Source organism: Actinophytocola sp. (assembly GCF_049647105.1).
In the GTDB taxonomy this organism is placed as follows: domain Bacteria; phylum Actinomycetota; class Actinomycetes; order Mycobacteriales; family Pseudonocardiaceae; genus Actinophytocola.
Genome location: NZ_JBARWZ010000310.1, coordinates 1 through 12033 on the forward strand (window position 1 = coordinate 1; position 12033 = coordinate 12033).

Consider the following 12033-nt stretch of genomic DNA (forward strand, 5'->3'; position numbering starts at 1 on the left):
CAACGTCCCGAAAGCGTCTTTCGGGCATCGCGTCCCCGAAGGCGCAAGCCCGCCACCAAGGGGCTCCCTGCCATCCCGTCGACCTGGCGAAGCCCGATCACGCCGTGTCAAGGGGGCCAAAATGCAATAAACACAGCAATGCCAAGCCCTGGCCCCCTTGACACGGCGTGAGAGCCCCTGGGAGGTCGACGGGATGGCAGGCAGACCCGAACCCAACGCAACCAAAACTGCATTCCCCCAGGCCATCCTGGAGACCTGCCCCTCCGGCGAGGAGCCGCCGGAGGCAAAGGGCCGCCGACGGCAAACCGGCGAGGCAAACGCAACCGGTGGATCCAGGCCCAACCACCCGCGATCCGCAGGCATCGCTGGGCGGGACCAGCACTTTCAGACCCGCGGAGGCGGGCTGGCCAGCAGAGCTTTCAGGTCGGCGGCTCGTGGATCGCCCAGTTCGTCGAAGATGGCCACCGCGCCGCGAAGACACTCCCGAGCCTGCTCCGGACGACCGCTGTCGTTGAGGGCTAGTCCCTGCTTGTGCAAGGTCTCTCCCTCGCCCCACCGATCCCCAAGCTCCCGCCGGATCGCCAGCGCGCGCTCGAGGAAGCTCAGTGCCTCCGCGGGCCGCTTCAGCTCCGAGTAGGTGTCACCCAGCTTCACGAGGGTGTAGCCCTCGCCGTAGCGGTCCTCCATGTCCCGGAACAGGTCCAGCGCCTGCTCCAGTACGGCCACGGCCTTGTCGAACTCGCGCATCGCGCGGCAGGCGTCGCCAAGGTTGGCCAGTGCGATGCCCTCGCCGTGCCGGTCGCCGACCTCGCGGAAGATGCCCAGCGCCCGCTCGAAGTGCTCGGCGGCGACGTCGAACCGGGACTGGTCGAACCCGGCGTTGCCGACGCCGGTGAGCGTCCACGCCAGGCCCACCCGGTCACCGATCTCGGTGCGGATCGCGAGCGACTTCTCGTAGGCGGCCATCGCCTCGTCGAGTCTGCGCAGCTCGCGGTAGGCGTGCGCGAGGTTGTTGAGCACCCACGACTCGCCGTAGACGTCCTCCGCGTGGCGTGCGCCCTCGACGCCCACCTCGTGGGAGGCCACCCAGAGACTCCAGCGCTTGCGCAGGTGCAGGTAGTTGAACGAGCCAGCGGGCAGTTTCCACGACGGGACGTACTCACCGACCGCGTAGGCCGTGCGGGTGGCCATCACGATGTTGGACATCTCGATCTCGCACCACTCCAGCGCGGAGTCGTAGTCGAAGTCGGAGACGTCGATCGCGAACTCGGACTTGTCCAGCACCGGGTCGTGCCGTTGCGGGGCGAGCGCGTGGTTGGCCGCGTAGACGTTGTGCAGGTACCAGTCGACCATGCGCCGCAGTGCGAGCATCCGCTCCGCGTCCGGTTCCTCCTCTGCCGCCTGTTCCGCCGCGTAGACGCGCAACAGGTCGTGCATGCGGTAGCGGTCGTTGCCCATGCCTTCCAGCAGATGCACGGCCGTCAGGCGGTCAAGGAGCCTGCGGGCGCGGATCAGCGGCTGGTCGGCGAGCGCGGCGGCGGCCCCGGTGCTCAGGTGCGACCCGGAGTGCAGGCCGACGAGGCGGAACATGCGGGCCGCGTCGGCGGAGAGGTCACGGTAGGACCACGAGAAGACGGTCTTGACCGCCACCGAGTCGTCGGTGGACAGGCCGTCGAGGCGCTGCTCCTCGGTGTCGAGCTCCTCCACCAGCAGGCTCACGGCGTGGTGCGGGTGGGTCGCCACGCGCTCCGCGGCGATCCGCAGCGCGAGGGGCAGGTGCCCGCAGCGTTCGGCGAGACCGGCGACGGCGTCCGGCTCGGCGGCCGCGCGGTCGGCACCGATCACCTTGCGCAGCAAGGTGATCGACTCCTCCGCGCTCATCGGGCCGAGCGTGATCCGGCTGTCACCGCGCATCTCGATGCCGGTGATCCGCTTGCGGCTGGTCACGACCACGCCACAGCCGGACGACGCGGGCATCAGCGGCTGCAGCTGCTGCGAGTCGGCGGCGTTGTCGAGCACCACGAGCACGCGCCGGTCGGCGAGCACCGACCGGTACAGCTTCGCGCGTGCCTCCGTCCCGGCCGGGATGACGTCGATCTGCACCCCGAGCGCGGTCAGGAACTCCTCGAGCACCTCGTCGACGAGCCTCGGGTGCCCGTCCGGCGAGTAGCCACGCAGGTCCACGTACAGCTGGCCGTCGGAGTAGTCGTCGACCACCGCGTGCGCGACCCGCAGGGCCAGCGCCGTCTTGCCCGCGCCGGGTGGCCCGTCGATCGTGATGGTCTGTGGCGTGCCCGGATCGCCCTGGCTCCCGAGGATCTCCGTCAGCTCGAACAGCTCGGCGTCCCTGCCGACGAACGTGGCAGCGGCAGCGGGCAGCTGCGCGAGCCGGACCGGCCCGCTCGTCGACGCGGCGAGCGCGATGAGCTGGCCTTCCGCCTCCAGTACCTGATCGCACTTGCGGGCCAGCTCCGCCGACGGCGGCGCGCCGTGCTTGATCTTCGAGAGCCAGCTCGGGGTGTAGCCGATGAGGTCGGAGAGGCGACGCCAGGACAGGCCGCGCTTGCGTAGGAGACGCTCCAATTCCTCGGCGAATGGCGACGTCCCGTCGTCCCGCCTGTCGTGCATAGAGCCCACCTTGTCAGTCACCGTCACCGTACGGCCACCCCCAGTATCCAGCTTCTCACCCCCACCCCCTCCGGGTCACACCCCTACCGACGGATTTCTGAGAGCTTGCCGGGTTTCGGTGGACCTCCACACGGTTCTTACTAGCGGTACCCATAGACTGCGCGCTGTTGACATCTCAGGTCAGGGAGGGTGCCCGGTGCCGAGCAACGAGCAGCGTCGGCAGGCGGCCAAGCGAAAGCTGGAACGCCAGCTGACTCGCCGCGCGGAACGCGCCAAGCGGCGCCGTATCTGGGGTGTGAGCATCACCGTCGTGGTGGTGGTCGCCGCAGTCGGCGTCGTGTATTGGCTCGTGAACCTCGGTCCGGAAGACAGTGAGGCGGCCACCAACCCCACGGAGACCCCGACCGAGAAGACCACCGAGGGTGCCTGCGGCTTCAAGGAAGCACCCGCCGAGGAGTCGGACAAGAAGCCCGGCCTGCCGGAGGACCCGGCGGAGACGCCGAGCACCGGCACCGTGAAGGTGCTGCTCAAGACCAGCCAGGGCGACATTCCCGTTACGCTGGACCGCGCGAAGGCGCCGTGCACCGTGCAGAGCATCGAGCACCTGGTGAACGACAAGTTCTACGACGGCACCACGTGCCACCGCCTGACCGCGTCCGAGGGTCTGAAGGTGCTGCAGTGCGGTGACCCGCTCGGCACCGGCGGCGGCGGTCCCGGCTACACGATCCCGGACGAGCTGCCCACCGACCTCGCGCAGGGCCCCGCCGGGCCGGACGGTTCGCCGTCGGTGATCTACCCGCGCGGCGCGCTCGCGATGGCCAACGCGGGCCCGAACACCGGTGGCAGCCAGTTCTTCCTGGTGTACGGCGACTCCACGCTCGCGCCGAACTACACGGTCTTCGGCTCGGTCGAGGCACCGGGTCTCGCCACGATCGACAAGGTCGCCGCGGGTGGCGTCACCCCGGGACCGAACGGCGGACAGGACGGCACGCCGAAGCTGCCGGTCACCATCGAAACGGCGGCTGTCCAGTGAACATCCTTCGTACCGCGGCCGTTGTCGCCGCCATCGGACTGACCATGGCCGGTTGCGTCGCACGGGAGAACCCGTCGTCCGAGTCGGGCGAGGACTTCCCGACCGCCGCCTCCGAGGAGCCCACGTCCGACTCGGAGGACACCAGCTCCGGCGGCGGCGGCACCGAGGGCGACTGCGCCTTCACCGCCGACCAGTCCGGGGAGCCCTCGGTCGGGCTGCCGCCGGACGAAGGCCCGGTGGACGCCACGGCGCTGGCGCTGACCACGTCGGCGGGCCCGCTCACGATCCAGTTCGACGCCGACCGGGCGCCGTGCACGGTGCAGAGCATGGCGTTCCTGGCCGGTGAGGGCTACTTCGACGGCACGAAGTGCCACCGTCTCACCACCTCCGCCGGCCTGCGGGTGCTGCAGTGCGGCGACCCCGCGGGGGACGGCACCGGCGGGCCGGGCTACGTCGTGCCTGACGAGTTCCCGACCGACCTGCCGCCCGCGCAGGACGGCTCGAGCGTGACCTACCCGCGTGGCATCGTGGCGATGGCCAACGCTGGCCCCGGCACCACGGGCAGCCAGTTCTTCCTGGTGTACGGCGACTCCACGCTCCCGCCGGACTACACGGTCTTCGGCACGCTGGACGAAGCGAGCCTCGCGACGCTGGACCAGGTCGCGGCCGCGGGTGTCACGCCGGGCGGTAACGGTGCCGAGGACGGCGCGCCGGTCACGCCCGTGACGATCGAGTCCGCCAAGGTCGCCTGAGGCGCGGCGGCCACCGACGGCTCGGCGCTGTCGGTGGCCGGTGGCACACTTGGCCACGTGACCGAGTACGCCGAACGGCCCAGTGCGCACGAGGTGTTCGTGTGCACGTGGTCGCGGACGATGCCCGCCGGCGCACCGCCGACCCACGTGGTGCCGGACGCGTGCGCGGATGTCCTGTGGCACCGGGAGTCCGGGCGGTTGTTCGTCGCGGGCCCGGACACACACGCGCACCGGACGTCGCTGTCGGCCGGGCTGCTGGTGGCGGTCCGGTTCCAGCCGGGGCGCGCACCCTCGGGGCTCGGGGTGCCGTCGTCGGCCGTGCGGGACGAACGCGTGGATCTCGACCAGTTGTGGCCTGGCGACCGCGCCCGGCGGCTGGCGGACGATCTGGCGGCCACGTCGACGGTCGCGCAGGCCGAGCGGCTGCTGGCCGACTCCGTGGCAGGCTTGCGTGCCGAGTGGGATCCCGCGGTGCCCCGGCTCATGTCGCTCGTGCGGCGCGGAGAGCGGGTGGCGGCGGTCGCCGACGCACTGGGATGGACCGTGCGGCAGCTGCACCGGCGGTCGCTGGCCGCGTTCGGGTACGGGCCCAAGACACTGCAGCGGGTGCTGCGGTTCGACCGGGCGTTACGCCTCGCCCGCGACGGCACGGATCTCGCCTCGGTGGCCTACGCGAGCGGGTTCGCGGACCAGGCGCACCTGGCCCGCGACGTGAAGGCCTTCTCGGGCGTGTCCATGACCGCCCTGCTGTAAGAGGGCGCGCGAACAGGGTCGGCATGCCCTGTTCGCGCGCCCGCCAAGTCAGCTGAACCCGCGGGTCGCCGCGAACAGCAGCACGATGACGAGGATGCCGACGCCGATCCAGCCCAGCACGATGCCGGCGATGGCCATGCCCTCGCCCGACTGCTTGGTGCGGCGGATCTCGTTCAGCGCCACGTATCCGAAGATCAGCGCCAGGATGCTGCCGATCCAGTACACCCACACGATGCCCAGCACCATGGCCGCGATCGCCATGCCGTTCGTCGACCGGGCGGGCGGATACGGATAGGGATACGGGTACGGCGGCGGCTGCTGGCCGTACACGGGCGGCGGGTACTGCTGGTAGGGCTGCTCGCCGCGGTACGGCATGCCCGCGACCGGCGGCTCCACGTACTGCGCCATCCCCGCCACGGGCGGCTCGGCGTACTGCGGCATCCCCGCGACCGACGGCTCAGCGTACTGCGGCTGCTGCCACCCCGGCGGCGGTTCTGGCGTGGTCATGGTGTGGGTCCTCCCCCAATAGGTTCAGGTTTGCGAAGCCATCTCATCGCGCATCGGCCGGGTCGGGTCCGGCGTTTCACATCAGGACGCCGATGTCACCCGGTAGACGTCGTACACACCCTCGACGCTCCGCACGACCTTCAGCACGTGCCCGAGATGCTTCGGGTCACCCATCTCGAAGCTGAACCGGCTGACCGCGACCCTGTCGCGGGACGTGGTCACCGACGCGGACAGGATGTTGACTTTCTCGTCGGCCAGCACCTTCGTGACGTCGGACAACAGCCGGTGCCGGTCGAGCGCCTCGACCTGGATGGCCACGAGGAACACCGACGAGTCCGACGGCGCCCACTCGACGTCGACGAGCCGCTCCGGGGCGGCCAGCAGCTCGCCCGCGTTGGTGCAGTCGGTGCGGTGCACGCTGACGCCGCCGCCGCGGGTGACGAACCCGAGGATGTCGTCGCCGGGCACCGGGGTGCAGCAGCGTGCGAGCTTGACCCACACGTCGGACGCGCCCTTGACGATCACACCCGCGTCGCCGGAGGCCCTGCGCCGGGTGACCGTGGACGGGGTGGACCGCTCGGCCAGCTCCTCCTCGGCGTGCTCGACCCCGCCGAGCAGCGCGACGAGCCGCTGCACCACGTGGCGCGACGAGGTGTGCCCCTCACCGACCGCCGCGTACAGCTGGCTGACCTCGGCGTAGCGCAGCTCGCGGGCCAGCGCGGCCATGGAGTCGGCCGACACGAGCCGCTGCATGGGCAGCCCGACCCGGCGCACCTCCTTGGCGATCGCGTCCTTGCCCGCCTCGATCGCCTCTTCCTTGCGCTCCTTGGCGAACCACTGCTTGATCTTGGCGCGGGCCCTCGGCGAGGCCGCGAACGCGAGCCAGTCGCGGGACGGGCCCGCGCCCTCGGCCTTGGAGGTGAAGATCTCGATGACGTCGCCGTTGTCGAGCTTGCGCTCCAGCGCGACGAGCCTGCCGTTGAGCCTGGCGCCGATGCAGCGGTGGCCGACCTCGGTGTGCACGGCGTAGGCGAAGTCAACGGGCGTCGAACCAGCGGGCAGCGTGATGACATCGCCCTTGGGCGTGAACACGAAGATCTCGCGGGCGGCGAGGTCGTAGCGCAGCGCCTCGAGGAACTCGCCGGGGTCGGCGGCCTCCCGCTGCCAGTCGAGGAGCTGGCGCATCCACGCCATCTCGTCGACCTCGACGGCCTGCCCGTCGTGGGTGCCTCGGGTCTCCTTGTACCGCCAGTGCGCCGCGATGCCGTACTCGGCGGTGCGGTGCATCTCGTGCGTGCGGATCTGGACCTCGAGTGGCTTGCCGTCCGGCCCGATCACGGTGGTGTGCAGCGACTGGTAGACGCTGAACCTCGGCTGGGCGACGTAGTCCTTGAACCGGCCGGGCATCGGCTGCCAGAGGGCGTGGACGACACCCATGGCGGCGTAGCAGTCGCGGACGTCGTCGACGAGGATCCGCACGCCGACCAGGTCGTGGATGTCGTCGAAGTCGCGGCCGCGGACGATCATCTTCTGGTTGATCGAGTAGTAGTGCTTGGGGCGGCCCTCGACCTTCGCGTTGATGCGCGACTGTTCGAGGTGCGCGGTCAGCTCGCCGGTGACCTTCTGCAGGTAGGTGTCCCGCGACGGCGCGCGGGTGGCGACCAGGCGCACGATCTCGTCGTACTTCTTGGGCTGCAGGATCGCGAAGGCGAGGTCCTCCAGCTCCCACTTGACCGTGGCCATGCCGAGCCGGTGCGCGAGCGGCGCGAGCACCTCGAGGGTCTCCCGCGCCTTCTTCGCCTGCTTCTCCGGCGGCAGGAAGCGCATGGTGCGCATGTTGTGCAGCCGGTCGGCCAGCTTGATGACCAGCACGCGCGGATCACGCGCCATGGCGATGACCATCTTGCGGATGGTCTCGGCCTCCGCCGCGCTGCCGAGCTGCACCTTGTCGAGCTTGGTGACGCCGTCGACAAGGCGGCCGACCTCCTCGCCGAAGTCCTCGTTGAGGTCCTTCAGCCCGTAGGAGGTGTCCTCCACGGTGTCGTGCAGGAGCGCGGCGACCAGCGTGATGGTGTCCATGCCCAGCTCGCCGAGGATGGTCGCGACGGCGAGCGGGTGGGTGATGTAGGGGTCGCCGGACTTGCGTCGCTGCCCTCGGTGCGCCTCTTCCGCGACGTCGTAGGCGCGTTGCAGCAGCGCCAGGTCGGCCTTGGGGTGCAGCTCGCGGTGGACCGCCGCCAGTGGCTCCAGCACCTGCTTGACCGGTGCGGACCGCTGGGCGGTGATGCGGCGGGCGAGACGCGCACGCACGCGCCGTGTGGCCGATGGCGCTCGCACGGCAGGAGGCGGTGGCAGGTCTTCGGCCGCCGCTCCGGTCTCAACGTTCTGGCTCAATAGCGACTCCTCTGGCACTGAGAATAACCGCGATCGCCGGGAAGCCTCGGCAGTGGGTTGAACTACGTTGTAGTTGAATCTTCAACTGCCCACGGGCCGGGCAGTCGGCGCTATCGTCCGGGTGGTGACCGAACCGAAGGACCCCGCCCCGGCGCCGCTCATGACCACGCTCACCGGGCAGCAGATCGCCGACACGGCGCCACGCGGATGGGCCTACCTGCTCGGCGGGCTGCAGACCCGCATCCGGACCGGCGACTTCGCGACCGGGCTGTCGGTCGTCGCCGCCGCCGGCGCGGCCGCCGAGGCGGCAGGCCGGCACCCCGACCTCGATCTGCGCCCCGATCATGTGGACCTCCGGCTGACCGGCGACCACGGGATCACCGAACGCGACGTCGAGCTGGCCCACGTGCTCACGGCGATCGCCGAGAAGCTGGGGCTGGTGCCTGAGGCCGCGACCGTGTCACGACTCGAGCTGGCCCTCGACACCCCGGACCACGATGCGGTGCTGCCGTTCTGGGCCGCGGTGCTGGCGATGGCGCCCGGCGACGGCAACGAGGTCCGCGACCCGGCCGACAGCCTGCCGGCCATCTGGTTCCAGGCCTCCGGCAACGAGGAGCCGCGCCAGCGCTGGCACCCGGACGTGTGGGTGGCGCCCGCGCAGGTCCAGCCCCGGATCGACGCCGCGCTCGCCGAGGGCGGCACGCTGGTCAGCGACGCGGAAGCGCCGAGCTTCTGGGTGCTCGCGGACCCGGAAGGCAACAAGGTCTGCCTGTGCACCTGGCAGGAACGGGGCTGACCGCTGGTCAGCGCCGGTTCAGAGCACCCGCAGTGCGTGGATCTCGCAGCCCTTGATGCGATCACGGCCCGCGAGGGCCGCCAGTTCCAGCACGACCGACACCGCCGACACGGTCGCGTCCGCGCGGGTCACCAGCTCGCAGACACCGGCCACGGTGCCACCGGTGGCGAGCACGTCGTCCACCACGGCCACCTTCGCGCCGGCGTGCAGCACGCCACCCGGCAGCTCCAGTGACGCCGTGCCGTACTCCAGCGCGTAGTCGACGCGGTCCGCGACCACCGGGAGCTTGCCCGGCTTGCGGATCGGCACCAGCGCGCAGCCCAGTGCCACGGCCAGTGGTGCGCCGAGCAGGAAGCCGCGTGCCTCCACCGCCGCGATGACGTCCACGTCCGCCGGGAGCCGGGCGGCCATCTCGTCGATGACCGCCCGGAACGCGGGTGCGGACGCGAACAGCGGGTTCAGGTCCCGGAACAACACCCCTGGCTCGGGGAAGTCCGGGACCGTGCGAACCAGTTCGAGGGCCGCCGCGAGGTCGGTCAACGCCGGCGCTTACCGGACGGCCGGCCGGAGTGCTTGCCCGCGGGCCTGCCCTTACGGTGTGCCTCGGCCGGTTTCGGGTTGCGGGCCGGCACGCTGTTCGCGGCCGCCATGGCCCGCTCCTGGCGCAGTTCCGCGTCGAGCGACTCGTCGTCGGTGGCAAGCACGTCGTCGCCAAGTGGCTCCGCCGCCTCGGCCGGGGCGATGGACGCCTCGCGGTCGGCCGTCTTGCGCGCCATGTTGTCGCGCCGCGCCTTCACCCGCGCCGCCTGCTGCTGGAACTTCGGCTCCCGCATCTTCAGGTCGACGAGGATCGGCGTGGCCAGCGCGATCGACGACAGCGCACCGGCGATGATGCCGGTCAGCTGCACCAGCGCCAGGTCCTGCAGGGTGCCGACACCCAGCAGGCCGACGCCGACGACCAGCAGGCCGATCACCGGCAGCACCGCGATCAGCGACGTGTTGATCGACCGCATCAGCGTCTGGTTCAGCGCCAGGTTCGCCGCCTCCGCGTACGTGCGGCGGGTCAGGCCGAGCAGGCCACGGGTGTTCTCCTTGATCTTGTCGAACACCACCACCGTGTCGTACAACGAGAAGCCGAGGATCGTCAGCAGACCGATGATGGTCGCCGGAGTCACCTCGAAGCCGACGATGGAGTACACGCCCGCGGTGATCACGATGTCGTGGATCAGAGCGACGAGCGCGGAGACGGCCATCCACTTCTCGAAGTACATCGCGAGGAAGATCGTCACCAGCACGAGGAACACCGCGAGCGCGATCAGCGCCTGCTGCGAGATCTCACCACCCCACGACGCGCTCACCGCGCTGTCGCTGATGGACCGCTCGCTCGGCTCCCCTTGCGCGTTCACCGGCTGGAACTCTTCGAACAGGTCAGCCTTGACCTTGGTGACCTCGTCGTTGTTCAGCGCTTCCGACCGGATCTGGATGGTCGCGGCGTCACCGGTGCCGACCGTCTGCACGGCCGCGGGCTCCCTGCCGAGCGACTCCTGGAACGCGTCCTCGACCTGGGTCACCGAGATGTCGCCGTTCGCGCCCTGCGCGGGCAGCGAGATCCGGGTGCCGCCGGTGAAGTCGATACCGAGGTTGAAGCCGCGGAAGATGATCGACACGAGGCACACGAGGATCAGGGCGGCGAAGAAGATGTACCACCGCTTGCGCTTGCCGACCACGTCGAACGCGCCGGTGCCCACATAGAGGCGGTGGAACAGGCCCTCCTTCTTGGCGGGCGCCTGTGTGTCGTTGGCAGCCACGTCACACCTCCTTCGCCACGGTACGGCCCGCGGCCCGCCGCTCGTTCGCCTGGCGCTGCACCGCGCCGAGACCCGACATCCTGGGACTGGACAGGAACTTCGACCGCGACGCGAGCGCGACCAGCGGGTGCGTCACGAAGAACACCACGATCAGGTCCAGCACGGTCGACATGCCAAGGGTGAACGCGAAGCCACGGACCTGCCCGACCGCGAGCACGTAGAGGACGGCGGCCGCGAGGAACATGACCGCGTCCGCGGACAGGATCGTGCGCCGGGCGCGGACCCACGCCCTCGGCACAGCCGAGCGGAATGTTCGTCCCTCGCGTATCTCGTCTTTCAGTCGTTCGAAGAAGATCACGAACGAGTCCGCTGTGATACCGATGGCGACGATGAAGCCCGCGACTCCCGCGAGGTCCAGCGTGAACCCGATCCACCGGCCGAGCAGCACCAGGAACGCGAACACGATGACCGCGGACAGCACCAGCGACAGCATCGTGAGCAAGCCGAGCATCCGGTAGTAGAACAGGCAGTAGACGAACACGAGCAGCAGGCCGATCGCACCCGCGATCAGGCCGGCCTTGAGCGACGCGAGGCCCAGCGTCGCGGACACGGTCTCCGCCTCGGACGAGTCGAACGACAGCGGCAGCGAGCCGTACTTCAGTACGTCCGCGAGGCTCTTGGCCTCCGAGGAGCTGAAGCCGCCCTGGCCACCGCCGGTGATCTGCGTCTGGCCGGTGATGGCGCCCTGGATCTCCGGGGCGGACACGACCTGGGTGTCGAGGACGAACGCGGCCATCTGGCCGACGTGCGCCTCGGTGTAGTCGGCCCAGGTCCGGCTGCCGCCGCTCTTGAAGTCCAGCGTCACCACATAGCCGACACCCTCCGGGTTGACCGCGGAGCCCGCGTCGGAGATCTCGGTGCCCTGCAGGAAGGTCGGGCCGAGGACGTACTTGGCGGTGGCTTCCTGGTCGCAGGCGACCAGCGGCTGGTCCGCGATGTCGTTGCCGACCAGCGGGTCGGGCTTGGAGCAGTCCAGCGCACCCAGCGCGGCCTGCTGCACCGTCGTGTCCGGCTGGACGGTGCCGTCCTCGCTCCCGGCGAGCTGCGGCGCCTGGCGGCACGCGCGGCCCGACTTGATCAGGCTCGCCGTGGTGACATCGCTTTCCTTGCCCGCCGAGACGTCCTTGTTGTACGTGTCGACATCGGCCGCGTACTTCGCGCAGGCGCTCAGCGGGTCGGCGAGCGCGTCCTCGTCGGTCGGCTGCTCACCGGCAGGCGGCTCCGTCGGCTCCGTGGTGCCCGGCTGTCCAGCGGCGGCCGGGGCGGGCCTGCCCTGCGGCGTGCCAGGCGGCGAACCCGCGG

10 protein-coding genes are annotated in these 12033 nt (G+C 70.4%); 4 read left to right on the top strand and 6 right to left on the bottom strand.

Annotation, left to right across the window (positions count from 1 at the left end; genetic code table 11):
- Positions 1-384: 384 nt before the first annotated feature.
- Positions 385-2628, bottom strand: coding sequence for a tetratricopeptide repeat protein (locus WBA97_RS38235; protein WP_424235927.1), 2244 nt, complete (start codon positions 2626-2628; stop codon positions 385-387).
- Between the two features lie 196 nt (positions 2629-2824).
- On the opposite strand from WBA97_RS38235, the gene WBA97_RS38240 reads away from it, so the two are divergent.
- From WBA97_RS38240 to WBA97_RS38250, 3 genes are read left to right on the top strand one after another with little or no spacing between them, the layout of a single operon-like run.
- On the top strand, positions 2825-3661 hold the full coding sequence (locus tag WBA97_RS38240; protein WP_424235928.1) for a peptidylprolyl isomerase: 837 nt from the start codon (positions 2825-2827) through the stop codon (positions 3659-3661).
- Positions 3658-4413, top strand: coding sequence for a peptidylprolyl isomerase (locus WBA97_RS38245; protein ID WP_424235929.1), 756 nt, complete (start codon positions 3658-3660; stop codon positions 4411-4413). The genes WBA97_RS38240 and WBA97_RS38245 overlap by 4 nt, the downstream gene beginning before the upstream one ends.
- A gap of 57 nt (positions 4414-4470) precedes the next feature.
- Complete coding sequence (locus tag WBA97_RS38250; RefSeq protein WP_424235930.1) at positions 4471-5166, top strand: helix-turn-helix domain-containing protein; 696 nt, start codon at positions 4471-4473, stop codon at positions 5164-5166.
- Positions 5167-5214: 48 nt separating this feature from the next.
- Here WBA97_RS38250 and WBA97_RS38255 read toward each other — a convergent pair whose 3' ends face one another.
- Positions 5215-5673, bottom strand: coding sequence for a DUF4190 domain-containing protein (locus WBA97_RS38255; protein ID WP_424235931.1), 459 nt, complete (start codon positions 5671-5673; stop codon positions 5215-5217).
- Between the two features lie 81 nt (positions 5674-5754).
- The gene (locus WBA97_RS38260; RefSeq protein ID WP_424235932.1) at positions 5755-8067 is read right to left on the bottom strand and encodes a RelA/SpoT family protein; all 2313 of its coding nucleotides are present in this window, start codon (positions 8065-8067) and stop codon (positions 5755-5757) included.
- 124 nt (positions 8068-8191) lie between these two features.
- On the opposite strand from WBA97_RS38260, the gene WBA97_RS38265 reads away from it, so the two are divergent.
- Positions 8192-8863: a VOC family protein gene (locus WBA97_RS38265; protein ID WP_424235933.1), complete on the top strand. Its 672-nt coding sequence runs from the start codon at positions 8192-8194 to the stop codon at positions 8861-8863.
- A gap of 18 nt (positions 8864-8881) precedes the next feature.
- Here the strand turns inward: WBA97_RS38265 and WBA97_RS38270 are convergent, their stop codons facing one another.
- From WBA97_RS38270 to secD, 3 genes are all read right to left on the bottom strand, one after another.
- The gene (locus WBA97_RS38270) at positions 8882-9403 is read right to left on the bottom strand and encodes an adenine phosphoribosyltransferase (RefSeq protein ID WP_424235934.1); all 522 of its coding nucleotides are present in this window, start codon (positions 9401-9403) and stop codon (positions 8882-8884) included.
- A complete protein-coding gene (gene secF / locus WBA97_RS38275; RefSeq protein WP_424235935.1) occupies positions 9400-10671 on the bottom strand; it encodes a protein translocase subunit SecF in 1272 nt (423 codons plus the stop codon). Before secF ends, WBA97_RS38270 begins: the two co-directional genes overlap by 4 nt.
- Before the next feature lies 1 nt (position 10672).
- Positions 10673-12033: protein translocase subunit SecD (secD, locus tag WBA97_RS38280; RefSeq protein WP_424235936.1), on the bottom strand; the 1361-nt coding region annotated here is incomplete at its 5' end.